20 protein-coding genes are annotated in these 25,742 nt (G+C 72.2%); 11 read left to right on the forward strand and 9 right to left on the reverse strand.

Translation table 11 applies throughout. The features are described from left to right. The first annotated feature begins 70 nt into the window (after positions 1-70). Positions 71-2,212, forward strand: coding sequence for an excinuclease ABC subunit UvrB (gene uvrB / locus PIR53_06060; GenBank protein ID WZH53558.1), 2,142 nt, complete (start codon positions 71-73; stop codon positions 2,210-2,212). A 32-nt stretch (positions 2,213-2,244) separates the two neighbouring features. Further along, positions 2,245-3,516, forward strand: a complete 1,272-nt coding sequence (locus PIR53_06065; GenBank protein ID WZH53559.1) for an MFS transporter — start codon at positions 2,245-2,247, stop codon at positions 3,514-3,516. Positions 3,517-3,535: 19 nt separating this feature from the next. Here the strand turns inward: PIR53_06065 and opgC are convergent, their stop codons facing one another. Genes opgC through PIR53_06090 form a run of 5 tightly spaced genes read right to left on the reverse strand, consistent with a single transcriptional unit; the run spans position 3,536 to position 10,067 of the window. Beyond that, a complete protein-coding gene (gene opgC, locus PIR53_06070) occupies positions 3,536-6,106 on the reverse strand; it encodes an OpgC domain-containing protein (protein WZH53560.1) in 2,571 nt (856 codons plus the stop codon). After that, a complete protein-coding gene (locus PIR53_06075) occupies positions 6,103-6,540 on the reverse strand; it encodes an ATP-binding protein (protein WZH53561.1) in 438 nt (145 codons plus the stop codon). Before PIR53_06075 ends, opgC begins: the two co-directional genes overlap by 4 nt. Beyond that, positions 6,533-6,865, reverse strand: a complete 333-nt coding sequence (locus PIR53_06080) for an STAS domain-containing protein (GenBank protein WZH53562.1) — start codon at positions 6,863-6,865, stop codon at positions 6,533-6,535. Before PIR53_06080 ends, PIR53_06075 begins: the two co-directional genes overlap by 8 nt. Further along, positions 6,862-8,871 carry a glycosyltransferase gene (locus PIR53_06085; protein WZH53563.1) on the reverse strand — a complete coding sequence of 670 codons (2,010 nt, stop codon included), beginning with the start codon at positions 8,869-8,871 and terminating at the stop codon, positions 6,862-6,864. Before PIR53_06085 ends, PIR53_06080 begins: the two co-directional genes overlap by 4 nt. Continuing rightward, entirely contained in the window at positions 8,868-10,067 is a 1,200-nt protein-coding gene (locus PIR53_06090; GenBank protein ID WZH53564.1) for a SpoIIE family protein phosphatase, read from the reverse strand. Before PIR53_06090 ends, PIR53_06085 begins: the two co-directional genes overlap by 4 nt. 170 nt (positions 10,068-10,237) lie before the next feature. On the opposite strand from PIR53_06090, the gene PIR53_06095 reads away from it, so the two are divergent. From PIR53_06095 to PIR53_06110, 4 genes are all read left to right on the forward strand, one after another. Further along, positions 10,238-10,996: a response regulator transcription factor gene (locus tag PIR53_06095; protein WZH53565.1), complete on the forward strand. Its 759-nt coding sequence runs from the start codon at positions 10,238-10,240 to the stop codon at positions 10,994-10,996. 61 nt (positions 10,997-11,057) lie between these two features. After that, the gene (locus PIR53_06100) at positions 11,058-12,338 is read left to right on the forward strand and encodes a glycosyltransferase family 4 protein (GenBank protein ID WZH53566.1); all 1,281 of its coding nucleotides are present in this window, start codon (positions 11,058-11,060) and stop codon (positions 12,336-12,338) included. A 12-nt stretch (positions 12,339-12,350) separates the two neighbouring features. Continuing rightward, positions 12,351-13,064, forward strand: a complete 714-nt coding sequence (locus tag PIR53_06105) for a methyltransferase domain-containing protein (GenBank protein WZH53567.1) — start codon at positions 12,351-12,353, stop codon at positions 13,062-13,064. Beyond that, positions 13,061-14,179, forward strand: coding sequence for a prenyltransferase (locus PIR53_06110; protein WZH53568.1), 1,119 nt, complete (start codon positions 13,061-13,063; stop codon positions 14,177-14,179). Before PIR53_06105 ends, PIR53_06110 begins: the two co-directional genes overlap by 4 nt. Here the strand turns inward: PIR53_06110 and PIR53_06115 are convergent. After that, positions 14,172-14,816, reverse strand: a complete 645-nt coding sequence (locus tag PIR53_06115; GenBank protein ID WZH54406.1) for a class I SAM-dependent methyltransferase — start codon at positions 14,814-14,816, stop codon at positions 14,172-14,174. The genes PIR53_06110 and PIR53_06115 overlap by 8 nt on opposite strands. 5 nt (positions 14,817-14,821) lie before the next feature. Then, on the reverse strand, positions 14,822-16,102 hold the full coding sequence (locus PIR53_06120; GenBank protein WZH53569.1) for an alpha/beta hydrolase: 1,281 nt from the start codon (positions 16,100-16,102) through the stop codon (positions 14,822-14,824). A 95-nt stretch (positions 16,103-16,197) separates the two neighbouring features. Between PIR53_06120 and PIR53_06125 the strand changes: the two genes are divergently transcribed. Then, positions 16,198-16,731, forward strand: a complete 534-nt coding sequence (locus PIR53_06125) for a flavin reductase family protein (GenBank protein ID WZH53570.1) — start codon at positions 16,198-16,200, stop codon at positions 16,729-16,731. Positions 16,732-16,948: 217 nt separating this feature from the next. On the opposite strand, the gene PIR53_06130 is transcribed toward PIR53_06125, so the two are convergent. Together PIR53_06130 and PIR53_06135 are read right to left on the reverse strand one after the other, a co-directional pair. Then, complete coding sequence (locus tag PIR53_06130) at positions 16,949-18,352, reverse strand: dicarboxylate/amino acid:cation symporter (protein WZH53571.1); 1,404 nt, start codon at positions 18,350-18,352, stop codon at positions 16,949-16,951. Positions 18,353-18,470: 118 nt separating this feature from the next. Beyond that, entirely contained in the window at positions 18,471-19,148 is a 678-nt protein-coding gene (locus tag PIR53_06135) for an MBL fold metallo-hydrolase (GenBank protein WZH53572.1), read from the reverse strand. A gap of 144 nt (positions 19,149-19,292) precedes the next feature. On the opposite strand from PIR53_06135, the gene uvrA reads away from it, so the two are divergent. The 4 genes from uvrA (at position 19,293) to rapZ (ending at position 25,723) form a co-directional block, all read left to right on the forward strand. Continuing rightward, positions 19,293-22,346, forward strand: a complete 3,054-nt coding sequence (gene uvrA / locus PIR53_06140) for an excinuclease ABC subunit UvrA (protein ID WZH53573.1) — start codon at positions 19,293-19,295, stop codon at positions 22,344-22,346. Continuing rightward, complete coding sequence (locus tag PIR53_06145) at positions 22,343-22,765, forward strand: Rieske (2Fe-2S) protein (protein WZH53574.1); 423 nt, start codon at positions 22,343-22,345, stop codon at positions 22,763-22,765. The genes uvrA and PIR53_06145 overlap by 4 nt, the downstream gene beginning before the upstream one ends. Before the next feature lie 84 nt (positions 22,766-22,849). Continuing rightward, a complete protein-coding gene (gene uvrC, locus PIR53_06150; protein ID WZH53575.1) occupies positions 22,850-24,841 on the forward strand; it encodes an excinuclease ABC subunit UvrC in 1,992 nt (663 codons plus the stop codon). Beyond that, the gene (gene rapZ, locus PIR53_06155) at positions 24,842-25,723 is read left to right on the forward strand and encodes an RNase adapter RapZ (GenBank protein WZH53576.1); all 882 of its coding nucleotides are present in this window, start codon (positions 24,842-24,844) and stop codon (positions 25,721-25,723) included. It abuts the gene before it with no gap. The last annotated feature ends 19 nt before the right edge of the window (positions 25,724-25,742 follow it).

The raw sequence follows: 25,742 nt of genomic DNA on the forward strand, positions 1-25,742 counted from the left end.
GGAGCGCCGGCCCGACCCTCGGCACCGTCGGCGTCCAGGACTGTCGGTGCCGCGTCGTACGCTCGCAGGCATGCGACCCGTCACCGATCTCGAGCGCAGCGTGGCCCCGCTGCACGTGCTCTCCGACTACCAGCCGGGCGGCGACCAGCCGACGGCGATCGCCGAGATCACGCGGCGCATCCAGGCCGGTGCGGAGGACGTGGTGCTCCTGGGTGCGACCGGCACCGGCAAGACGGCCACGGTGGCCTGGGTGGCCGAGCAGCTGCAGCGCCCGCTGCTCGTCCTGCAGCCCAACAAGACGCTGGCGGCCCAGTTCGCCAACGAGCTGCGCCAGCTCTTCCCGAAGAACGCGGTCGAGTACTTCGTGTCGTACTACGACTACTACCAGCCCGAGGCCTACGTGCCGCAGACGGACACCTACATCGAGAAGGACTCGGCGATCAACGAGGAGGTCGAGCGCCTCCGCCACTCGGCGACCAACTCCCTCCTGACCCGCCGCGACGTCATCGTGGTCTCGACGGTGTCCTGCATCTACGGTCTCGGCACCCCGCAGGAGTACGTCGACCGCATGCTCCGGCTGCGGGTGGGCGAGGAGCACGACCGCGACAGCGTGCTCCGTCGGCTCGTCGAGATCCAGTACGCACGCAACGACATGTCGTTCACGCGGGGCACCTTCCGCGTGCGCGGCGACACGCTCGAGATCTTCCCGGTCTACGAGGAGCACGCGGTGCGCGTCGAGTTCTTCGGCGACGAGATCGAGCGGCTCTCCACCCTGCACGCGGTGACGGGGGAGGTGCTGACGGAGGACACGGAGCTCCACGTCTTCCCGGCGTCGCACTACATCGCGGGTCCGGAGCGCATGGAGAAGGCCATCCGCGGCATCGAGGCCGAGCTGGCGGAGCAGCTGGCCGCGTTCGAGGCCCAGGGCAAGCTGCTCGAGGCGCAGCGGCTGCGGATGCGCACGACGTACGACATCGAGATGATGCGGCAGGTCGGCTCCTGCTCGGGCATCGAGAACTACTCGATGCACATGGACGGCCGTGCGCGCGGGACGGCGCCGAACACGCTGCTCGACTACTTCCCGGAGGACTTCCTGCTCGTCGTCGACGAGTCCCACGTGGCCGTCCCGCAGATCGGCGGGATGTACGAGGGGGACATGTCGCGCAAGCGCAACCTCGTCGAGCACGGCTTCCGGCTGCCCAGCGCCATGGACAACCGGCCGCTGCGCTGGGAGGAGTTCCTCGAGCGCATCGGCCAGACGATCTACCTGTCGGCCACGCCGGGCGACTACGAGCTCGACAAGGTGGGCGGCGACGTCGTCGAGCAGATCATCCGGCCGACCGGTCTCGTCGATCCCGAGGTCGTGGTCAAGCCCACGAAGGGCCAGATCGACGACCTCATCGGCGAGATCCGCACCCGGGTGGAGCGCGAGGAGCGCGTCCTCGTCACGACGCTGACCAAGAAGATGTCGGAGGACCTGACCGACTACCTCCTCGACGCCGGCCTGCGCACGCGCTACCTGCACTCGGAGGTCGACACCCTCAAGCGCATCGAGCTGCTGCGTGACCTCCGGATGGGTGCCTACGACGTGCTCGTGGGCATCAACCTCCTGCGCGAGGGCCTCGACCTGCCCGAGGTCTCCCTCGTGGCGATCCTGGACGCCGACAAGGAGGGCTTCCTCCGCTCCGACAAGTCGCTCATCCAGACGATCGGCCGCGCGGCGCGCAACGTGTCGGGCCAGGTGCACATGTACGCGGACCGGATCACGCCGTCGATGGAGCGCGCGATCGACGAGACCAACCGGCGGCGCGACAAGCAGATCGCCTACAACCGCGAGCACGGCATCGACCCCCAGCCGTTGCGCAAGAAGATCGCCGACATCACCGAGATGCTCGCCCGCGAGGACGAGACGACGGAGGCCCTCCTGCAGACCTGGGCCGACGTGGGCCAGAAGGGCCGTGCCGGTGGCGTGAAGCCGTCGGCGAAGTCGCCCGCGCGGGCGCCCGTGCCCGTCCTCGGTGAGCGGGCGAAGGAACGCGAGTCGGGTGCCGCCGGGCTGCCGAGCGCCGACCTGGCACAGCTGATCCAGGACCTGTCCGACCAGATGAAGACCGCGGCCGCCGAGCTGCAGTTCGAGCTGGCGGCTCGGCTGCGCGACGAGATCTCGGAGCTCAAGAAGGAGCTGCGCCAGATGATGGAGGCGGCCAAGTAGGCGGACTGCCTCCCGCGTAGCATCTGCTTGCGATGAGCAACCATCTCGGCGGCGCGGCCCGTCCCTACGTCGTCTGGGCCGTCGCGCTCTCGGTGTACCTCCTCGCGGTGTTCCACCGCTCGTCGCTGGCGGTCGCCGGCCTCCTCGCCACGGAGCGCTTCGGGATCACCGCGGCCCAGCTCGCGACCTTCGTGATGCTGCAGCTGGCGGTGTACGCCGCGATGCAGGTGCCTGTCGGGCTGCTCGTCGACCGGTTCGGGTCGCGGTCCGTCCTGACCGCCGGCGTGGTGGTGATGAGCCTCGCCCAGTCCGCGTTCGCCTTCGCCGACACCTACGCGCTGGCGCTGGTCGCGCGCCTGTTCGTCGGGATGGGGGACGCCCTCACCTTCATCTGCGTCCTGCGCCTGGTGTCGTCGTGGTTCCCGCCGCGGCGCGTGCCGCTCGTCTCCCAGCTGACCGGCACGGTGGGACAGCTCGGCGCGGTGGTCGCGGCCGTCCCGATGACGGTCGCGTTCCGCGAGCTGGGCTGGACCACGACGTACCTGCTGTCGGCGTCCGTCGGCGCGCTCCTCCTCGTGGGCCTGCTGCTCGTCGTGGGGGACACCCCCGAGGCGCGGCACCTGCGGGGTGCCTCGCTGTCGTGGCGCGAGGTGCGGGCCAGCCTGGCGGCGTCGTGGACGCTGCCGGCGACCCGGCTGGGCTTCTGGATGCACTTCGTCACCCAGTTCAGCGCCACCACGCTGGGGTTGCTCTGGGGATATCCGTTCCTCGTCCGCGGCGAGGGTCTCTCCGAGGCGGCGGCCGGTGCCCTGCTGACGCTGATGGTGCTGGTGATGATGGTCGCCGGGCCCACGCTGGGCTGGCTGGTCGGCACGTTCCCCTACCAGCGCTCCACCATGGTGCTGGGCATCGTGGGGACCATCGTCCTCGTCTGGAGCATCGTGCTCGCGTGGCCGGGGGACGCTCCGCTGCCGCTCCTCGTGCTCCTCGTGGTCGTGACCGGGGTCGGCGGACCCGCGTCCATGATCGGGTTCGACGTCGCCCGCACCGCCAACCCCGTCGAGCGCCTCGCGAGCGCCACCGGGTTGGTCAACCAGGGGGGCTTCATCGCGACCCTGAGCCTGGTGATCGGCATCGGCCTGGTGCTCGACTGGCGCACGCCGGGAGGCGGCACGACCTACACCTCCGAGGCGTTCCGCTGGGCGATGAGCCTGCAGTACGTGCTCTGGACGCTCGGTCTCACCCAGGTCTGGCGGCTCCGGCGCCTGGCGCGTGCCCACGCGGCCGCGGCGGCGACCGTCTGACGCTGCCCCCTGACGCCGCTCAGCGGGGGATCACCGAGAAGAGGAACCGCTTCTTCACCATCAGCCAGATGAGTGCGAGCACGGTCGTGTGGACGAGCGTGCCCTGCCACCAGGAGCCGCGGTCGAGGCCGGGGATGTTGCCGACCGCGAGCACGAAGAAGACGTGCACGATGAAGACGTAGAGGCTCGCCGCGCCCAGCGGGATCCAGAACCACCCGATGACCTTGTTGATCGGCTTCCACATGGTGGTGAGCACCGCGTAGGCCACGACCAGCATGAGGGCCAGGTCGACGAGGCGGCCCGGCTGGAGGAAGACCCGGGTGTAGGCGTTGTCGTAGAGCCAGCCGTAGGAGCCCTCGGGGAACGGCGAGGCGGAGTAGCCGAAGGTGTGCGCCAGCCACAGCCACACGAGCGCCCCCGCATAGCCGAAGACGAAGAGGGCGCACCCGATCTTCCCGGCCCGGCTCACCAGCGCCCGCGTGACCTGGCGGCGGTAGACGCCGAGCACGAGCCCGTGGGTGAAGGCGATCTGCCAGGTGAGCAGCGGGAAGACGGCCTCGAACTGCGACGGGAGCACGTGGACCTCGGACACCGCGTTCCACACGAACAGCGCCCACGACACGGCCAGGACCAGCCACCACATGCCCCGCTTGATGAACCACATGAGCACGGGGAGCAGCAGGCTGAGCACCACGAACAGCCCCATGATGTTGAAGACCCACGGGCCCATCTCGAGCAGCAGCAGCTGCCGGACGGCGTACCACGGCGGCGGGTAGTCGAACAGGCGGGGCGCGTTGGCGTAGAGGTCGTAGACCTGCCCCGAGACCGCCTGACCGTTCTCGCCGGTGCCGCGGTCGGTGAACGTCGTGATCACCGTGGCGTCGACGAACGGCAGGAGCCCGAGCAGGTAGACGAGGACGACGACGACCAGCGCGACGAGGTACTGCTTCCGCGCCCGCTTCCACATGGTGACCGCGGTGACCCACTCGCCCAGCTTGCGCACGGTCGGGAGGTAGATCATGCCGAGCACGATCCCGGACAGCAGCACGAACATCTCCGCTCCGGTGATCGCACCGACCGCGTTCAGCGTGATGTAGGAGTACGGGCTCGTGACCTCGATGTGGGTGATGACGACGGCGAGGATGATCCAGCCGCGGAACAGGTCGAGGCGCTGGTCGCGGGGATCGTTCTCGTCGGGGTAGCGCCACGACGGCACGTACTTGCCGGCGATTCCGGCCAGCGCGAACAGGAGCGCGAGCAGGGCGACGCAGAAGACGATCCACCCCATCTCGGCGCCGATGTCGTCCGCGGCGGGCTGCCGGCCCTGGGCCGTGGCCGCGTTCGCCGCCTCCTGGTCGAGCACCCGCGTGACCGGTCCGACGTCGACGCCGTCGGAACCGAGGTCGGAGCGGAGCGCATCGGCCAGCTCCTGGGTGCGCGTGGCTCGCCAGTCGACGACCCGGTCGCCGGCCTCCGCCTCGGGGCGCCGCTGCTCCAGCCACGAGATGCCGCGGATGAGGGGGTAGTCGGCGTTCGCCTCGAAGACCTGCTGCCACCACCCCTGCTTGATGGCCAGCTCGGGGTCGCCCTCGCCGTCGGGGATCCACAGGGCGCCGGTCTCGACGAGCATCGGCAGGTCGTTGGCCTCGGCGAAGCGCTCGTAGAACGGCGTGCCGCCGGTGCCCTGGTTGTAGTTGAAGCGCTCCTCCAGCCGATCCCGGTACGCGTCGGGCGTGGCGACCCGGTCCAGCTCGAACCCCTCGCTGGTCTCCAGGTCGCCGGTCTCGCCGTCACCGTCGAGGCCGAGGTCGTTGTCCACGCGCCCACGGTCGGGGCCGAAGTGGTAGAGGGTGAGCCCGACCCAGTCGACGACGTCGTCACCCGGCCAGTACGGCCCGTAGGGGTCGTCGCCCTCGTCGAGGCGGCCGTTGCCGTCGGTGTCGAGCTCGGCCGCCTCGGTCATCCGGTCGGGGTCGACGTCGCCGTACGCCGCGCCGTACGGGTAGCCCGCGCCGTACACCGGCGCCCACACCATGGCGGCGTGCGGCGTCGCGCCGTGCACCTCGTCGGCCAGCGCGCGGAACGCCGCGACGTACGCCCGCGGCTGCTGTCCCCAGCCGTACCAGGTGCCGTTCATCTCGGGCGCGAAGCGCACGAGGAAGTAGGAGTCGAGCTCGCGGTGCAGCTCCACGAGCTCGTCCGCGAAGGCCGCGGCGTCGTCGGGCGTGAGCTCGTCGAGCGGTACGACCGGCTCGAGGCTGACCACCGCCACGGCGCCCTGGGTGGCCGCCTGCTCGACGAACTGCCGCAGGTACGTGCGGTCGTCGTCGCCGAGGGGGTAGTTGACCCGCTGCGTGTAGAGCGACGGGCCTTCGCCGAGACGATTCGCGTAGTCGGCGGCGGAGTCCTCCGTCCACGTGAGGCTCGGGCCGAACCACGGGCTCCCGGGCGCCGGCAGGCCCGGCGGCGCGTCGTCGTCGGCGGCCGAGGCCGGCGGCGCCCAGGACAGCAGGCCCGCGACGAGCGCGAGGACGGCGACGACGAGCGCCCCCCGCACGGAGCGCGCGCGGTGCGCGGACGACGCGGTCACGATCGCCGCTCGCACCGCAGGGTCCAGACGTTGCGGCTCCCCACCCGCTCGTAGGCCAGGTCGTCGAGGGCCGCGATGGCGAGGGCCAGCCCGCGGCCGCTCTCCGCGTCCGCGTCCGGCATCACGACGTCGCTCAGGTCGAGGGCTGCCGGCTGACCGTTGTCCTCGATCCGCCCGTGCAGGCCGCCGTCGCCGTCCCCGTCGATCTCGACGAGGAGACGGCGCTCGTCGGCGTGGGCGTCCGCGGCGTAGGCGTGCTCGACGACGTTGCCGAGGATCTCCATGAGCGCGGTCACGAAGCGGAGCTGCTCGCCGGCGCCGACCTCCGGGTGCTCGGACCACGCGGCGTCGAGGGCGTCGTGCGCGGTGTCGAGCGCCTCCGGGTCGGCCGGCAGCTCGAGACGGGCGACGGGGCGCCCGGTGGGCTCAGACATCGAAGGCGCTGGCGACGTCCGGCCGGGGCCGGAGCACCTTGTCGAGGTTGGTGAGCTGGAAGACGGCGAGCACCTCCGGCGTCGGACGTGCCACCCGCAGGTCGCCACCGGCCTGACGGGCCGCCTTGAGCCCGCTGACGAGGGCGCCCAGCCCGGACGAGTCGAGGAACGTGGTCTCGCCGAGGTCGACGACGACGCGGTTGGTGCCCGCGTCGACGACCTCAGCGAGGGCCTCGCGGAGCCTCTTGGCGGCCACCATGTTGAGACGCCCGCGGGGCACGACCACCGCGATGCCGCGCTCGGTGGACACGTCGATCTCGATCATCGGGCTCCTTCAGAGGTGTCGGGCGGGGAAGGTGGGGCGGAGGAGGTCGGGGACGGGTCGGCCGCGGCCGAGCTGGCGGCGAACCCGCGGTAGCGCACGGCCTGGATGATGACCGAGAAGATGACGAGGTCGAAGACGACCCAGACCATGTTGAGCGACGTGCCGAGCCAGGAGGCCTGGCCCACGGCGAGCCGCACGACGCCGGCGACGGCGGCGAGCACGAGCAGCCCCATCGCGATGAGCTGGGGACGGACGAGGTCCCAGCGCTGCACCGTGGACTCCTTGGCGACCTTGGGCGTCACCGAGAAGTCCAGCGAGCGACCGAGGAACACGTTGCCGAAGGCCGACGTCACCGACTTGATCCAGACCGGGAACAGCGCGAGCGAGTACTGCTGGCCGCGCCACGTGGGTCTGCCCGCCGCGGCCACGAAGAAGAGCAGCTGGTTGAGCACGAGGAACGGCACCAGCCGCCAGAAGAAGTCCGAGCTGAGCGCCTGGACGGGGAGCACACCGATCGTCAGGTAGACCACCGGCGCCGCGATGTAGACGAGGGCCGCGAACCCGGACAGGTAGCTCCACATGGTGGCGAAGTACATGAGCCGCTGCGGCCACGAGAGGCCGCGCTGGGTCAGCGGGTTCTCGCGGAACATCACCTGGGCCGTGCCCTGGGCCCAGCGCAACCGCTGCGTGAGCATCGACTCCAGGTCCTCCGGCGCGAGCCCGTGGGCGAGCACCTCGTCGTGGTAGACCGTCCGCCACCCGAGGCCGTGGATGCGCATGCAGGTGGCCATGTCCTCGGTGACGGAGATGGTCGCCATCGGCATCACGGGGATGGCCTCCCCGGACCGGTCGACGTCGATGGCCCGCACGAGCGCCTCGACCGCCTCGATGGCCCCCAGGGGCGACAGGTCCCGGGCCGTGACCCGGTCGAGGCTCTCCAGGCTGACGGTCGCGAGCGTCTCGTCGGACTCGCCGAGCTCCTCGAGCGCGGCGATGACCTCGAGGTCCGCGGCCACGAGCTCGAGGTCGGCCGCGACCAGACGGCGGCGGATCTCCGCGACACGGGCCTGGAAACGGTAGGTGACGTCGAGCAGCGCCCCGCCGCGGTCGATCTCCCGCTGGGCCCGGCCCACGTCGTACAGCACCTCGTCGAGGGCGGTCGCCACGGCGGTGTCGTCGGGTCCGAGGTCCTTCCGTGCCGCCGTCAGCACCGTCCGCGCCGAGCGCAGCGCCCGCGTGACGCCCAGGGTGGTGTCGTGCACGTAGCGGGCGATGCCGACCTGGATGAGCGCCTCGCGTCGGATCACCGCGTTCGAGCCGCAGAAGAAGGCGGCGTTCCAGCCGTCCTTGCCCTGCTGGATGGGACCGTAGAACAACGGTGCCTGGCTGCCCAGCGGGTCGGACTCCGGCACGTTGACGAAGTACTGGGGCGTCTGCACCAGCGCGACCTCGTCGTCGGCGAAGTAGCCCAGCGTGCGGTCGAGGATCTCCGGCACGGGGATCTGGTCCGCGTCGAGGATCAGGAGGAACTCGCCGTCGGTGGCCAGCAGCGCGTTGTTGAGGTTGCCGGCCTTCGCGTGCCGCGGCATGCCGGTCCACTCGGGCGACCGCGTGATCCAGCCGATGCCGAGCTCCTCGGCGAGCGCCTGCATCTCGGGGCGGTTGCCGTCGTCGAGGATCCAGGTGCGGTGGGGGTGCCGGATGGCGACGGCGGCGACGGCCGTGTCGCGCACGAGCTCGGTGGGCTCGTTGTAGGTCGTGATGAACACGTCGACGGTCGCCTCGGGGTCGGGCGGCGGCGGGTCGCCCCGTTCCTTCAGCCGCCACATCGTCATCCCGAACAGCAGGGAGTCGATCATGCTGTAGGTCTCGGCGAGGATCAGCGGCACGGCGATCCACCAGGCCGACCAGTGCACCGAGAACATCCAGCGCCAGGTGATGTAGTTGATCCCCAGCAGCGCGGTCAGCACGACCACGCAGCGGAGGAGCAGCAGGCGGCGCGTCACGAGGCGCACCGGAAGACGGCGAGGACCGTCACGTCGTCGAGCGGGGCGCGGCGGCGGGTCAGGGCCCGCACCTCCTCCAGCAGCGCCGTCGGTGTGGGGGAGCGGCGCACCACGACGTCGAGCTCCGGCCAGGGGTCGAGCGGGTCGTCGAGCACGTCGAGGATGCCGTCGCTGACGATGACCAGGCGGTCGCCCGGGTCCAGCACGGACGTGTGCTCGCTCCAGTGGTCGTCGGGCAGCACGCCGAACGGGCGGTCCTCGCCGGCGAGCACCTCGTATCCTCCACCGGCCTTCACGATGGCCGCGAGGCCGGCACCGGCGTCCACCCAGCGGGTGTAGCCGTCGTCCAGGTCCACGGCCGCCTCGAACAGCGTGAGAAAGGCGCCGGCCCCCTCGAGGTCGGGCAGGAGGCTGCGGGCGACCTGCGTCGCGACGACGCCGAGGTCGGCTCCGGAGACGACCGCCTGGTGGGTCGCGCGGACCGCCGACCGAGCGCCGGCGCCGAGCAGGGCGGCGCTCGTGCCCTTGCCCATGACGTCGCCGACGCCGAGGTGCAGCACGCCGGCGCCGACGCCGTAGTCGAAGCAGTCGCCGCCGACCGCGAGGGCGGGGAGGCAGATCCCGTCGACGAGCCAGCCGTCACGGTCCACGGGGACCGTGGGGAAGAGCGCGGACTGGACCTGCCGTGCCTGGCCCATCTCGCTCGACGACACGAGCTCGTGCTCGGCCCAGGCGGCGAGGTCGGCGAGGTCGGCGCGCTCCTCGTCGTCGAGCTCACGGCTGCTGCCGTGGAAGAGGCAGAGCGTGCCGACCACGTTGCCGAGGTGGTCCTTCAGGGGGTGGCCGGCGTAGAAGACCACGTCGCCCCCCGCGACGACCGGCAGCGCGCTGAACCGCTCGTCGTCCCGGGCGTCCGGCACCACGAGGAGGTCACCGATCGCCTGGGTGGTGTGGCAGAAGGTGTCCCGGCGCGGCAGGGTGCCCGTCGGGAGACCCTGGGCACTCGGCATCCAGGCGTGGCGGGCGTCGAGGAGGGTGATCGAGGTCGCGTCGACGCCGAAGAGCTTCCGCGCGAGCCGGGTGATCCGGTCGAGCTGCTCGTGCGCAGCGTCGACGGTGTCGGCGATGCTCGCGGCGGCACGCTCCTGCGCCGCGGCTCCCTCGCCCGACCTGACCTCGGGTACGACGTCGTCCACGTCCTCTGCTCCGCTCCCCTAGACCAGCGCCCGGAGGCGCAGCGGTGTCGGTGACGAGGACCACGCTAGCGTGGCTTCAAGGGAACCGCGCGCAGGCCATCAGGTTGCCGTGTTTTTTCCTCAAGATCGTTGCGGTCGGCCGATGGATGACGGGGAGCAGGAGGGTGGCAGTGGCGGACGGGACAGCGGATCCGGGACAGCGGACGGTGCTGGTCGTCGACGACGACCCCGACCAGCGCGAGCTCGTCGCGATGGTGCTGGGCAGCGTGGGCTACCGGATCGAGGAGGCGTCCTCGGGCGCGGAGGCCGTGGAGGCGACGCGCACGCACGCCCCCGACCTCGTCACGCTCGACCTCGGGCTGCCGGACATGGACGGCACCGAGGTGTGCCGGGCGCTCCGGGAGTTCAGCGACGCCTACGTGATCATGCTGACGGGCCGCGCCGACGAGTCGGACCGCCTCGTCGGGCTCGACGTGGGCGCGGACGACTACATGGTCAAGCCCTTCTCGCCCAAGGAGCTGCGCGCCCGGGTGGCCGCGGTGCTGCGTCGGGCCCGACCGGCCGCGGAACGCGCCGTACCGACGCCCATGAGCGCGCCCGCGTCGGTCGTGGACCCCGACCGCGGCCTCGTCGTCGTGCCCGACCGCGAGCTCGCGCTCGTCGACGGCGTCCCGCTGCCGCTGACCGGCGCCGAGGTGCTCGTGCTCGCCGCCCTCGCCCGCGAGCCGGGCCGGGCCTGGGAGCGTCGGGAGCTGGTGCGGGCCGTCTGGACCGAGGAGTTCGGGGAGTCGCAGTTCCTGCTCGACGTCCACGTCGGCAACCTGCGGCGCAAGCTCCGCAAGGCCGGGGTGCGCGAGGAGTGGATCCGGAGCGTCGGGGGCACGGCGTACGCCTTCATCCCGAGTCGCCCCACGTCCGCACCTGACTGACGGGTAACCTTCCCGAGCGCGCAGCCCGCAGGCCGCGCGCCCCCGAGCGTCAGGAGTCCGGATGCGCGTCGCCCTGCTGTCCTACCGCAGCAAGCCCCACTGCGGCGGCCAGGGTGTGTACGTGCGGCACCTCAGCCGGGAGCTGGTCGCGCTGGGCCACGAGGTCGAGGTGTTCTCCGGCCAGCCCTACCCCGAGCTCGACCCCGGCGTGCGGCTCACGCCGGTGCCGAGCCTGGACCTCTACCGCGACCCCGACCCGTTCCGCACCCCGTACCCCGGCGAGCTGCGCGACCTCACCGACCTGCGCGAGGTCGCGACGATGTGGACCGCCGGCTTCGGCGAGCCACGCACCTTCAGCGAGCGGGTACGGCGCGTGGTGCGCGAGCGGGCGGACGAGTTCGACGTGGTCCACGACAACCAGGTGCTGGGCTACGGGATCCTGGACCTGGCCGCCGACGGGATGCCCGTGGTGACGACGCTCCACCACCCGATCACGTTCGACCGCCGGATCGACCTGGAGGCCGCCACCACGCGCCGCAAGCGCCTCTCGCTGCGTCGGTGGTACGGGTTCCTCCGCATGCAGGGACGTGTGGCCCGCCGCGCGACGCTCGTGCTGACCCCCTCGGAGTCGTCGAAGCGGGACATCGTCACGGACTTCGGCGTCGACCCCGAGCGCATCCGGGTCATCCTCCTCGGCGTCGACGACGTCTTCCAGCCGCCGACGGAGCCACGGGTGCCCGGCCGCATCCTGGCCATGGCGAGCGCCGACGCCCCGCTCAAGGGCATCGGCACGCTCCTCGAGGCGTTCGCCAAGCTGCGCACCGAGCGGGACGTCCAGCTCGTCCTCGTCTCACGACCGCAGCCGGGCGGACCGACGGAGCAGCTCGTCGACCGGCTCGGCATCCGCGACCACGTGCAGTTCGTGCACGGCGTCAGCGATGCCGAGCTGGTGCGCGTCATGGGCTCCGCCGAGGTCGCGTGCGTGCCGTCGCTCTACGAGGGATTCTCGCTGCCGACCGCCGAGCTGATGGCGTGCGCGACGCCCCTCGTGGCCTCCCGCGCGGGCGCGATCCCCGAGGTCACCGGGCCCGACGGCCTGTGCGCCGACCTGGTCACGCCCGGTGACGTCGGCGAGCTCGAGCAGGCGCTGGGTGCCCTGCTCGACGATCCCGAGCGGCGCGAGCGCATGGGGCGCGCCGGCCGGGAGCGGGTGCGGGCCGAGTTCAGCTGGCGCGCGGTGGCACGGGCCACCGCCCAGGCCTACGAGGACGTCGTCGCGGTCACGCGGGGACGCCAGCAGGCACCCCAGGACCACGCCGCGCACGACGCGCCGGCCGAGTGAGGAGCGAGCAGGATGCTGACCGTTGACTTCGACCGGTTGGGCCTGCGGCCCGGCGAGCGCGTGCTCGACATGGGCTGCGGAGCCGGCCGGCACGCCTTCGAGATGTACCGGCGCGGGGCCGACGTCGTCGCCTTCGACCAGGACGCCGACGAGCTGGCCGGCGTGCGCGACCTCTTCGGCGCGATGAAGGAGGCCGGCGAGGTGCCGGTCGGTGCCGAGGCCGACACCAAGGAGGGTGACGCGCTCGGCCTGCCCTTCGCCGACGGCGAGTTCGACCGCGTCGTCGCCGCGGAGGTGCTGGAGCACATCCCGGCCGACCTCCAGGCCATCGACGAGCTGGTCCGCGTGCTGCGGCCGGGCGGGACGCTGGCCGTCAGCGTGCCGCGGTGGCTGCCCGAGGCCATCTGCTGGCAGCTGTCGACGGAGTACCACGACACGCCCGGCGGGCACATCCGCATCTACACCGACAAGGAGCTCGTCACGAAGGTGACGAACGCCGGCCTCGAGCTCGTGGGCAAGGACTACGCCCACGGTCTGCACGCGCCGTACTGGTGGATCAAGTGCGCCGTCGGCGTGCGCAACGACGACCACCCGCTGGCGAAGGCGTACCACCGCCTCCTCGTCTGGGAGATTATGAAGCAGCCGCGGGCGCTGCGCCTGGCGGGCCGCGTGCTCGACCCGCTCATCGGCAAGAGCCTCGTCCTCTACTTCCGCAAGCCCGAATGAGCGGCGCCGGGAGTGCCGCCGAGAGCGTCGAGCACGCCGTTCCCGCCGTCGTCGGCGTGCTGAGTGCCGACGACGTACGCCGCACCGCCGCCTCGATCGCGGCGATGCAGCACCCGGACGGCGCCATCCCGTGGACGACCGGCGACAAGACCGACGCCTGGAACCACGTCGAGGCGGCGATGGCGCTGCTCGTCGGCGGCGAGGTCGAGGCGGCCGAGCGGGCCTACGGCTGGTGCCGCGCCCGGCAGCGGTCCGACGGCTCGTGGCCGGTCAAGGTCGTCGGCACCGAGGTCGTGGACCACAGCGGCGAGTCCAACATGACGGCGTACGTCGCGGTCGGGGTCTGGCACCACTGGCTCGTCCGGCGCGACCGGGCCTTCGTCGACGCGGCCTGGCCGATGGTCCGTGCGGCGCTCGACTTCGTCGTGGGGATGCAGCTGCCGTTCGGCGGTCTGGCGTGGGTGCAGGACTGGGTGGACGGCGCGCCCGCGGGGGTGCGCCAGGAGGCGCTGCTCACCGGGTCGTCGAGCTGCTACCAGTCGCTGCGCGCGGGCCTCGCGCTCGCCGAGCTGGTCGACGACGCGCAGCCGACGTGGGAGCTCGCGGCCGGCCGGCTGCGCCACGCCGTGCGCCACCACCCCGGCGACTTCCTGGACAAGTCGACGTTCTCGATGGACTGGTACTACCCGGTCCTCGGCGGTGCCGTCCGCGGCGAGGCGGCCCACCGGATGATCGAGCGCCGCTGGGACGACTTCGTCGTGCCGGGGCTCGGCATCCGCTGCGTCGACACCAACCCCTGGGTGACCGGGGCGGAGACGTGCGAGCTCGTGATGGCGCTCGACGCCATCGGCGACCGCGAGCGCGCCCTGCAGCTGTTCGGCGACATGCAGCACCTGCGGGTGGACGACGGCGGTTACACCACCGGTTGGGTGTGGCCCGACGAGGTCTTCTGGCCCAACGAGCGCACGACCTACACGGCGGCCGCCGTGGTGCTCGCGGCCGACCAGCTGAGCGGCACGACGCCGGGGGCCGACATCATGGTCGGGACAAGCTTCGGCCCGCACCCCGCCGAGGTGGCGGGCGACTGCGGCTGTGTGGTCCCGGGGCTCAGTTGACCGGGTCGCCCGCCTCACCGTGCACGCGCTCGAGCACGCGCATCGAGCCCAGCGCCTCCACCTCGACGAAGTCGCCGGAGGCGAGGGCGCGGCAGAACACGTCGTACGGCGGGCGGCCCCCGTCAGCGGGGTCCGGGAACACGTCGTGGATGACGAGGGCGGCGCCGCGCTCGAGCCAGCGGGCCCACCCGGTGTAGTCGTTGTGGGCGTGCTCCTCGGCGTGCCCTCCGTCGATGAAGAGCAGCGCGAGAGGCGTGCGCCAGAGCGCCGCGACCGTCGTCGAGCGACCGACGACGGGTACGACGAGGTGCTCGAGCCCGGCACGCTCCAGCGTGCGGCGGAACGTGGGCAGCGTGTCCATGAGACCCGACTCGGCGTCGACCAGCGACGCGTCGTGGTGCTCCCAGCCGGCCTGGTTCTCCTCCGAGCCGCGGTGGTGGTCGACCGTCACCACCGTGCCGCCGACCTCGCGGGCCGCGGCACCGAGGTAGATCGCCGACTTGCCGCAGTAGGACCCGACCTCGAGCACCGGGCCGTGCGGCAACCGGGCGCGGGCCCACCGGTGGAGCAGCAGGCCCTCGTCGGGCGGCATGAAGCCCTTGGCGGCCAGGGCGTGCTCGAGCAGGTCGGCGGGCATCCCGCTCACGACTGGTCCGCCGCGACCTCGGCGGGGCTGTCGCCCACGGGCCGTCCGCGCCAACCGTTCCAGTGCCAGTGCAGGTAGCGGTCGATGGCCCGCACCACGTGCGCGCTGCGGATCGACGGCAGGGTGTCGAAGGCGTGCTGCGCGCCGGGGAGCTCGGCGTAGACCACCGAGCGGTCGGAGACCTCCCGCAGGCGGTCGACGAACAGCCGGGCCTGCTCCACGTCGACGAGGCTGTCGGCCGTGCCGTGGAGCACCAGGAAGTCGGGGGCGTCCGGCGTGATGCGCAGCAGCGGGGAGGCGGCCTCGAACGGCGCCGGGTCGTCGGCGAAGCGCCGGCGCAGGATGAGGGGGCCGAGGAAGCGGTCGCGCATGCGGACGGCGCGGGGGAGTCCGGTCGCGCCGGCGAAGTCGTAGACCCCGTAGTGCGGCACGGCCGCCTCGACGTGGGTGTCGACGTCCTCGAAGCCGGGCTGGAAGTCGGGATCGCCCGGCGTCAGCGCGGCGAGGGCGGCGAGGTGGCCCCCGGCCGATCCGCCCGTGATGGCGAGGTAGGAGGGGTCCCCGCCGTACGCGCCGATGTGCTCCCGCACCCACGCGATCGCCCGCTTGACGTCGACGATGTGCGCGGGCCACGGGTCGCGCGGGGCGAGACGGTAGTTGATCGCGACGCAGACCCACCCCTTGCTCGCCATGTGCTGCATCAGCGGCACCGCCTGGGTCTCCTTGCTGCCCACGCGCCACGCCCCGCCGTGCACCTGGAGCAGCACGGGCGCGCCGTCGGGGTGCACCGGCTCGGTCGGACGGTAGACGTCCAGCATCGTGCGGCGCCCGGCGTCGGCGTACGCGATGTCGCGCTCCACCCGGACGCCGTCGGGTCCGCGGCGGAAGACGCGCAGCGGCGTCGCGAGCTGGCGCCACGGCAGGGCGAGGTCGGCCGGGGTCGGCGCCCGGTCGAGCTGCTCGACGTAGTCGACGCCGAGGGCGTCGGTGAGCGCCGTCTCCACCCCGCCGCGGGCGCGGTGTGCCTGCGCGATCATGACCCCGAGGGCGGCGGCGTTGGCGGCCGCCAGCGCGAGGCCGCCCACCCGGGTGCGGTCGCCGGCCCGGGGCGGGTGCGTGGCCGCGTCGAGGGCGGTGAGACCCAGCAGCTGCGGGGCGAGCTCGGTGGTGAGCCAGCCGGCGGCGAAGGCGTAGACGCCGGAGCGCAGCCCGCGGGGCGGGTGGAAGGCGTTGGCGTTGAGGGCGGCGAGCGCGAGCTGGCGACGGAGGAGACCCACGGGGTGACTCTAGGCCGCCCGCGGAAGCGCGGTTACCCGTGGGTCACCAGAGGGTGCCGCCGGTCGGCCGCGGACCCGGGTGCCACGATGAGGGGGTGCCCGTCCCACCGTCCGTCCCGCTGCCCGACGTGTCGATCCCGCGCCTGCGCGACGTGATGGGCACCTTCGCGACCGGCGTCGTCGTGGTGACCGCGCTGGACGGCGAGGAGCCCGTCGGCATGACGGTGCAGTCCTTCGCCAGCCTGTCGCTCCGACCGCCGCTCGTGGTGTTCGCCCCGGCGCGCACGTCGAGCACGTGGCCGCGGGTCCGCCGCGCGGGCTGGTTCGCCGTCAACGTGCTGGCGGAGGACCAGGCCCACGTCGCCGCCGCGATGGCGTCGGGCGGAGACCGCTTCCGCGACCTCCCTTGGACCCCGGGTCGGGGTGGCCAGCCGTTGCTGGACGGGGCGCTGGCGCACGTCGAGGCGACGGTGCAGGCCGTCCACGACGGTGGCGACCACGACCTGGTGGTGGGGCGGGTGCGCCGTGTCGAGCGGGCGCGCGAGGCCGCGCCCCTGCTCTACCACCGCAGCGCCTACGCCCGCCTCGTCGCCGAGGCCCCGACCGCGGAGCAGCCGCCCCGGTCGTGACTGGGTTGGCTCCGTCCCCCCGTCGTGTAACGCGGTGTCCGGGCTACTTCACAAGTGGTCGACCACCGCACAGGACGCACTAACACCGCACAAGTGGGGGTGAAGCCGCTCCGCATGACGTCCCGGGTGGTTGCGTTGGGCTCGCCGCGGACGTCATGCGATGCGATCGCCGGAGCAGCCGCTGCGCATGACGTCCGGAGTCTGGGGTCCGTCCCCGTCAGGCCGCCGCGCGCACGGGCGTGGCGACCTCGGAGGGGTCGTCGACGGTGACATCGATGCGCGGCCCGTCGTAGCGCTCCTGGTCGAGGATGCCCTCGCGCTTCGCGACGATGGTCGGCACGAGCGCCTGGCCGGCGACGTTCGTCGCGGTGCGCATCATGTCGAGGATCGGGTCGATGGCGAGCAGCAGCGCGACGCCCTCCAGCGGCAGGCCGAGCGTGGTCAGCGTCAGCGTCAGCATGACGACCGCGCCGGTGAGGCCCGCGGTGGCCGCCGAGCCGATGACCGACACGAAGGCGATGAGCAGGTAGTCCTGGATCCCCAGCGGGATCCCGAAGATCTGCGCGACGGTGATCGCGGCGAGCGCCGGGTAGATCGCGGCGCAGCCGTCCATCTTGGTCGTGGCGCCGAACGGCACCGCGAACGACGCGTACTCCTCCGGGACGCCCAGGTTCCGGGTGGTCACCCGCTGCGTCAGCGGCATGGTGCCCACCGACGAGCGCGACACGAACGCCAGCTGGATCGCGGGCCAGGCGCCGGAGAAGAACTTCGCGGGGGAGAGGCCGTGGAGGCGCGCGATGACCGGGTAGACGACGAACATCACGATGGCGCAGCCGACGTAGACGTCGATGGTGAACACGGCGAGCGGACCGAGGAGGTCCCAGCCGTACGACGCGACCGCCGCGCCGATGAGACCGAGCGTGCCGAGCGGCGCGAGCTTGATGATCCACCAGAGGATCTGCTGCACCACGGCGAGGAACGAGCGCATGATGCCGAGGAACGGCTCGGCCTTGTCGCCGGCCTTGAGCGCCGCCGCGCCGATCGCGAGGGCGACGACCACGATCTGCAGCACGTTGAAGCTGATCCCGCTCTCCGACGAGGAGATGCCGAGGAAGTTGGCCGGGACGAGGCCCGTCAGGAAGTCGACCCACGAGCCGGTGCCGCCGTCGTACGTCGCGCCCTGGGCGCTCACGTCGGCGGACTGCCCGGGGTTCGTCAGCAGGCCGAGGGTGAGGCCGATGGCGACCGCGACGAGCGACGTGATCATGAACCACAGCAGGGTCTGCGCCGCGAGGCGGGCCGCGTTCGCGACCTGCCGCAGGTTGGCGATGCTCACGACGATCGCGGCGAACACGAGGGGCGGCACGACGGCCTTGAGGAGCCCGACGAACACGTCGCCGATGGTCTGCAGCGTCGTGGTCAGCCAGCCGACGTCGCCGAGGCGGGCGGCGAGACCGAGCGCGACGCCCAGCACGAGCGCCAGCACGATCTGCGCCCAGAACGGCACGCGCAGGAACGCCGGGCGTCGCCGACCGCCCGACGCACGCCCGGCGTCGGAGCCGGCGCCCGAGCCGGCGTCGTGGCCGGCGTCGGGGGAGGGCGCTGAGGAAGCGTGGGACACGGGGGACCGCCTTTCCGAGAGCCCGCGGACCTCACGGGGCACGAAGGGTCACAACGGGCCCCCGCGCAGCGCTATTCCGCGGTGCTCGCTCCCGCGACCGCGCCGAGGGTGGCGTCGGTCACCACCCGCGCTCGCGCCACGCGGCGAGGGAGGGGCGCTCGTCGCCGAGCGTCGAGTCGTCGCCGTGCCCCGGGTAGAACGTGGTCGTGTCCGGCAGCGTGCCGAAGACCTTGGTCTCCACCTCGTCGATGAGCTGGCGGAAGGCCGTCTCGTCGCCGAACGTGCTGCCGACGCCGCCGGGGAACAGCGAGTCGCCGGTCCACAGGTGCGGGGCGCCCGACCCGTCGTCGTACACGAGGGCGACGGAGCCGGGGGTGTGGCCGGCCAGCGCGATGACCCCCAGCGCCACCTCGCCGAAGGTCACGGTGTCGCCGTGCTCGAGGCGGCGGTCCACGGTGACGCCGGTCTGCTCGGTGATCGCGTCGGCGTCGGGGGCGCCGGCGTACGTCGTGGCGCCCGTCGCCTCCACCACGGCGGCCAGCGCCCGATGGTGGTCCCAGTGCTGGTGCGTGGTCACCACGCCCGCCAGCCCCGCCTCGGCGACGAGCGGCACGAGCCGCTCCGGCTCGGCGGCCGCGTCCACCATCAGCTGGGCGCCCGTCGCGCGGCAGCGGAGCAGGTAGACGTTGTTCGACATTTCCGGGTCGACGGCCAGCTTCGTGATCGTCAGGCCCGGCAGCTCGCGCACGTGCGGCGGCTGGCCCGGCGCGACCCGGCCCGTGTAGTCATCGGTCATGGGGCGATCGTAGGAGCGGTTGGGGCGGGGTGACATCGTGGTGCCGCGCGTCGGCTTGCGGTTCGACGCCCGATGTCGAAAACTTGTTCGACGCGACGCGGTCCGCTCGGGGCCGCGGTCCCCTCCGACACGCGAAGGACCACCGTGGCCGACCAGCTGATCATCCGAGGTGCCCGCGAGCACAACCTGAAGGACGTCTCGGTCGACCTGCCGCGCGACAGCCTCATCGTCTTCACCGGTCTCTCCGGGTCGGGCAAGTCCAGCCTCGCGTTCGACACCATCTTCGCGGAGGGGCAGCGGCGGTACGTCGAGTCGCTGTCGGCCTACGCCCGGCAGTTCCTCGGCCAGATGGACAAGCCGGACGTCGACTTCATCGAGGGGCTCTCGCCCGCGGTGTCCATCGACCAGAAGTCCACCTCGAAGAACCCGCGCTCGACCGTCGGCACGATCACGGAGGTCTACGACTACCTCCGCCTGCTCTACGCCCGGGCCGGCACGCCGCACTGCCCCGTCTGCGGCGAGACCATCGCCCGGCAGACGCCGCAGCAGATCGTCGACCGCGTGCTCGGTCTCGAGGAGGGGCGGCGCTTCCAGGTGCTCGCCCCGGTCGTGCGCGGCCGCAAGGGGGAGTACCTCGAGCTCTACCGGTCGCTCCAGACGCAGGGGTTCTCGCGGGCCCGCACCAACGGGGAGACCCACGCGCTCGACGAGCCGCCGAAGCTCGACAAGCAGAAGAAACACACGATCGAGGTCGTGGTGGACCGCCTCGCGGTGAAGCCGTCCTCCAAGCAGCGGCTGACCGACTCGGTGGAGACCGCCCTCGGCCTCGCCAACGGTCTCGTGGTGCTCGACTTCGTCGACCTCCCCGACGACGACCCCGGCCGGGAGATGCGCTTCTCGGAGAAGCTGGCCTGCCCCAACGACCACCCGCTCGAGGTCGACGAGCTGGAGCCCCGGTCGTTCTCCTTCAACGCCCCGTACGGCGCGTGCCCGGACTGCTCCGGCCTCGGTGTCCGCATGGAGGTCGACGCCGAGCTCGTCGTTCCCGACCCGACCGCCACGCTCGGCGAGGGTGCGCTGGCCCCCTGGACCGGCGCCCACGTGGCCGACTACTTCCTACGCCTCCTCGCGGCCCTCGGCGACGAGATGGGCTTCGACCTCAACACGCCCTGGGACGAGCTGCCCGAACGCGTCCGCAAGGTCGTGCTCGACGGCCACGCCAAGAAGGTCCACGTGCGGCACCGCAACCGGTACGGGCGCGAGCGGTCCTACCACGCCGACTTCGAGGGCGTCCGGGCCTACGTCGAGCGGCGCCACCGCGAGGCGGAGACCGACACGAGCCGCGAGCGCTTCGAGGGCTTCATGCGCGAGGTGCCGTGCCCCACCTGCCGCGGCGCGCGGCTGCGCCCCGTGGTGCTGAGCGTGACGGTCGGCGGTCGCAACATCGCCGAGGTCTGCCGGATGCCGCTCAACGAGGCATCCGCCTTCCTCGAGGGGCTCGAGCTGAGCGAGCGCCAGCGCCAGATCGCGGCCAACGTGCTCAAGGAGATCCAGGAGCGGCTGCGCTTCCTGCTCGACGTGGGTCTCGACTACCTGACGCTCGACCGCTCGTCGGGCTCGCTGTCGGGTGGCGAGGCCCAGCGGATCCGGCTGGCCACGCAGATCGGTGCCGGTCTCGTCGGCGTGCTCTACGTGCTGGACGAGCCGTCCATCGGTCTCCACCAGCGCGACAACCAGCGCCTCATCGAGACGTTGCTGCGGCTCAAGCGCCTCGGCAACACGCTCATCGTCGTGGAGCACGACGAGGACACCATCCGGGTCGCGGACTGGGTCGTCGACGTCGGTCCCGGCGCCGGAGAGCACGGCGGTCAGATCGTCCACTCCGGCAGCGTGCAGGGCCTCTACGAGCACCCGGACTCGATCACGGGGCAGTACCTGTCGGGTCGCCGCGAGATCCCCGTCCCGGCGGTGCGCCGCCCGCGCACCACCGGCCGCGAGCTCACGGTCGTCGACGCGCGGGAGAACAACCTCCAGGGCATCGACGTGACCTTCCCGCTGGGTCTGTTCGTCGCCGTCACCGGTGTCTCGGGCTCGGGCAAGTCCACCCTCGTCAACGACATCCTCTACGCGTCGCTGGCCAAGCACATCTACAACGCGAAGGCCGTCCCGGGCCGGCACCGCAAGATCACCGGGCTCGAGCACGTCGACAAGGTCATCCACGTCGACCAGTCGCCGATCGGGCGTACGCCGCGGTCGAACCCGGCGACGTACACGGGCGTCTTCGACCACGTCCGCAAGCTGTTCGCGGCGACGCCCGAGGCGAAGGTCCGCGGTTACATGCCCGGGCGGTTCTCGTTCAACGTCAAGGGCGGTCGCTGCGAGGCCTGCGCGGGCGACGGCACGCTGAAGATCGAGATGAACTTCCTGCCCGACGTCTACGTGCCGTGCGAGGTCTGCCACGGCGCGCGGTACAACCGCGAGACGCTCGAGGTGCACTACAAGGGCAAGACCATCGCCGAGGTCCTCGACATGCCGATCGAGGAGGCCGTCGACTTCTTCGCGGCGGTGCCCGTCATCAACCGCCACCTCAAGACCCTCCTCGAGGTGGGGCTCGGCTACGTGCGCCTCGGCCAGCCCGGCACCACCCTGTCCGGCGGCGAGGCCCAGCGCGTGAAGCTGGCGACCGAGCTCCAGCGCCGCTCGACGGGTCGCACGCTCTACGTGCTCGACGAGCCCACGACGGGCCTGCACTTCGAGGACATCTCGCGGCTGCTGGTCGTGCTCGGCCGCCTGGTCGACCAGGGAAACTCGGTGCTCGTCATCGAGCACAACCTGGACGTCATCAAGACCGCCGACCACATCGTCGACATGGGCCCCGAGGGCGGGTCCCGCGGCGGGTACGTCGTGGCCGAGGGCACGCCCGAGGAGGTCGCCGCGGTGGAGGCGAGCCACACCGGGCGCTTCCTCGCGCCCCTGCTCGAGGGGCGCGCCGCGAGCACCAGCGCGCCGCGGCCGGCCGAGGAGGCGCCGACGGGCAAGGGCGCGGGTGCGAAGGCCCCTGCCAAGAAGGCCCCCGCGAAGAAGGCTCCTGTCAAGAAGGCCCCCGCGAAGAAGGCTCCTGCGAAGAAGGCGGCTGCGAAGAAGACCGCCACGAAGAGCGTGGCGACGAAGGCGTCGACCGCCGGGCGCGGCCGGTGACCGCCGCGGGCCGCGGGGTCGGCCGGCGCGGGCTCGTCCGCGCGGGTGCCGGGGTGGCGGGCGTCGCCGCGGTGGCGCCCGTCGTGGCCGCGTGCGGGGGCGAGGAGGTCTCGGCGCCGTCCGGCTCGCCCGGCGACGTGCTGGTCGCGACCGGCGACGTCCCGGTGGGCGGCGGCGTCATCCTCGACGACCAGAAAGTCGTCGTCACGCAGCCCACCGCGGGCGAGTTCAAGGCCTTCTCCTCGACCTGCACCCACCGCAGCTGCCAGGTGACGCGCGTGGAGGAGAGGTCGATCGTCTGCCTCTGCCACAACAGCCTCTTCTCGGTCGCCGACGGCTCCGTGCAGGAGGGCCCCGCCGACACCCCGCTGCCGTCCGTGGCCGTCGACGTCGCCGGCGACGACGTCGTCCTCGCGTGAGGCGTCCGGAGACCCGCGTCACGCCCCGCGCCGCGGCGTACCGGGGCGTCCAGGACCGTCGGCGGAGCGACGTAGGGTCGTTCCGTGGCTGATCCGACGACGTACCGCCCGCGTCCGGGGGAGATCCCCACGCAGCCGGGGGTCTACCGCTTCCGCGACGCGCGGCAGCGGGTGATCTACGTCGGGAAGGCGAAGAACCTGCGGGCGCGCCTGTCGTCCTACTTCCAGGACGTCGCGGGCCTCCACCCGCGCACGGCGACGATGGTCACCACCGCCGCGAGCGTCGAGTGGACGACGGTGGGCACCGAGGTCGAGGCGCTCCAGCTGGAGTACTCCTGGATCAAGGAGTTCGACCCGCGCTTCAACGTGAAGTACCGGGACGACAAGTCCTACCCGTGGCTCGCGGTGACGATCTCCGACGAGTTCCCGCGCGTCATGGTCGGCCGGGGCGCCAAGCGCAAGGGGACGCGCTACTTCGGGCCCTACAGCCACGCGTGGGCGATCCGCGACACCGTCGACACGCTCCTCCGCGTGTTCCCCATGCGGTCGTGCAGCAACGGCGTCTTCAAGCGGTCGCAGCAGGTGGGTCGTCCGTGCCTGCTGGGATACATCGACAAGTGCGCCGCGCCCTGCGTCGGCTCGGTGAGCGCCGAGGAGCACCGCGCGATCGTCGATGACTTCTGCGCCTTCATGGGCGGGCAGACGTCGGCGTTCCTCAAGCGCGTCGAGCGGGAGATGTACGCCGCGAGCGAGGCCATGGAGTTCGAGCGCGCCGCGCGGCTGCGCGACGACCTCGGCGCGCTCCAGCGGGCGTTGGAGAAGCAGGCCGTCGTGTTCGGCGACGGTACCGACGCCGACGTCGTGGCCCTGGCGGAGGACCCCCTCGAGGTCGGTGTGCAGATCTTCCACGTGCGCGGCGGTCGCATCCGCGGCCAGCGCGGCTGGGTCGCCGACCGGTCCGACGACGGCGGGGTCCCCGAGCTGGTGGAGGGCTTCCTCCTGCAGCTGTACGCCGGGGAGGCGGGCCATCCCGACGCGATCCCCCGCGAGGTGCTCGTGCCGGCGCTGCCGCCCGACGTCGAGACCGTCGAGGCGCTGCTCTCGGAGCTGCGGGGAAGCCGGGTGCGCATCAGGGTGCCCCAGCGCGGCGACAAGAAGACGCTGCAGGAGACGGTGGCCCGGAACGCCGAGCAGGCGCTGGCGCTGCACCGCACGAAGCGGGCGAGCGACCTCACGACCCGGAACCGCGCGCTGGAGGAGATCCAGGAGGCGCTCGAGCTGTCCGAGGTCCCGCTGCGGATCGAGTGCTACGACGTCTCCAACCTGCAGGGCACCGAGGTCGTGGCGTCGATGGTCGTGTTCGAGGACGGCCTGGCCCGCAAGGGGGAGTACCGGCGGTTCGTCATCAAGGACGTCGAGGGCCAGAACGACGTGGCGTCGATGCACGAGGTGATCACGCGGCGCTTCCGTCGGCTCCTCGACGAGCAGGCCCGCAGCGAGCTGCGGCCGGGCGACGACGAGTCGGGGCCGATGCTCGTCGACCCCGACACGGGTCGTCCGCGCAAGTTCGCCTACACGCCGGGGCTCGTCGTGGTCGACGGCGGGCCGCCGCAGGTCGCGGCCGCGCAGCGTGCGCTCGACGAGCTGGGCATCGACGACATCCCGATCTGCGGCCTCGCCAAGCGGCTCGAGGAGGTCTGGGTGCCGGGGGAGGAGGACCCGGTCATCCTGCCGCGCACGTCGGAGGGCCTCTACCTGTTGCAGCGCATCCGCGACGAGGCGCACCGGTTCGCGATCAACCACCACCGGTCGCGCCGCTCGAAGTCGATGGTCGAGAGCGTGCTCGACGACGTCCCGGGGCTCGGCGAGGTGCGCCGCAAGGGCCTGCTCAAGCACTTCGGCTCGCTGAAGAAGCTGCGGGCCGCCGAGGTCGCCGACATCGCCCAGGTGCCGGGGATCGGTCCCGCGACAGCGGCGGCGATCAAGGACGCGCTGGCGAAGGACGATGCGGAACGCCGCAGCCGCGGACAGAATGTGCGGGTCAACACCGCGACCGGCGAGATCGAGGAGGACTGAGTGTCCGCTCCAGCACCCGAGGCCACCGGGGGGCCGCTCGTCATCGTCACGGGCATGACCGGCGCCGGTCGCAGCACGGCGGCCAAGGAGCTGGAGGACCTCGGCTTCTTCGTCGTCGACAACCTGCCGCCCACCCTGCTCCGCGAGGTCGTGCGCCTGGTGGACGAGAGCAAGGGCTCGCAGCAGCCGATCGCCGTCGTGGTGGACGTGCGCTCCGGCTCGTTCTTCGACTCCCTCCAGGTGAACCTGGCGGAGGGCGCGATCCACCGGCAGGCGACCCTGCTCTTCCTGGAGGCGAGCGACGAGGTGCTGGTGCGTCGCCAGGAGGCCGCGCGCCGTCCCCACCCGCTGCAGGGCAGCGACCGGCTGCTCGACGGGCTGCACCGGGAGCGCGCCGTGCTCGCCAAGCTGCGCTCCGACGCCGACCTGGTGATCGACACGACGAGCCTCAACGTGCACCAGCTCACCAAGCGCATCGCGCAGGCGTTCGGCACGCCCGACACGACGCGGCTCAAGGTGCGGGTGGTGAGCTTCGGCTTCAAGTACGGCATCCCCGTCGACGCCGACTTCGTCGCCGACATGCGCTTCCTCCCCAACCCCCACTGGGTGCCCGAGCTGCGGGCGCTGACGGGGCAGGACCCCGACGTGGCGGCGTACGTCAAGGGCCGGCCCGGGGCGGAGCCCTTCCTCGAGCAGTACGTCCCGTTGCTGCGGACGGTCGCGGAGGGCTACCTCAACGAGGGCAAGCGGTTCATGACGGTCGCGGTCGGCTGCACGGGGGGCAAGCACCGGAGCGTGGCCATGACGGAGGAGATCGCGGCCCGGCTCCGCACCGACGGCTTCGAGGTCCGCGCCACCCACCGCGACCTCGGACGCGAGTGAGCCCCTTCGGCGACGCCCA

It is taken from the genome of Nocardioides alkalitolerans, assembly GCA_038184435.1.
Classification (GTDB): domain Bacteria; phylum Actinomycetota; class Actinomycetes; order Propionibacteriales; family Nocardioidaceae; genus Nocardioides; species Nocardioides alkalitolerans_A.

Bases quoted from the DNA above. Each gene is read 5' to 3' on its own strand.
- PIR53_06110 (WZH53568.1), top strand. From the start codon at position 13,061: ATGAGCGGCGCCGGGAGTGCCGCCGAGAGCGTCGAGCACGCCGTTCCC.
- PIR53_06065 (WZH53559.1), top strand. From the start codon at position 2,245: ATGAGCAACCATCTCGGCGGCGCGGCCCGTCCCTACGTCGTCTGGGCC.
- PIR53_06100 (WZH53566.1), top strand. From the start codon at position 11,058: ATGCGCGTCGCCCTGCTGTCCTACCGCAGCAAGCCCCACTGCGGCGGC.
- PIR53_06135 (WZH53572.1), bottom strand. From the start codon at position 19,148: ATGACCGATGACTACACGGGCCGGGTCGCGCCGGGCCAGCCGCCGCAC.
- PIR53_06075 (WZH53561.1), bottom strand. From the start codon at position 6,540: ATGTCTGAGCCCACCGGGCGCCCCGTCGCCCGTCTCGAGCTGCCGGCC.
- PIR53_06105 (WZH53567.1), top strand. From the start codon at position 12,351: ATGCTGACCGTTGACTTCGACCGGTTGGGCCTGCGGCCCGGCGAGCGC.
- PIR53_06080 (WZH53562.1), bottom strand. From the start codon at position 6,865: ATGATCGAGATCGACGTGTCCACCGAGCGCGGCATCGCGGTGGTCGTG.
- uvrB (WZH53558.1), top strand. From the start codon at position 71: ATGCGACCCGTCACCGATCTCGAGCGCAGCGTGGCCCCGCTGCACGTG.
- PIR53_06115 (WZH54406.1), bottom strand. From the start codon at position 14,816: ATGCCCGCCGACCTGCTCGAGCACGCCCTGGCCGCCAAGGGCTTCATG.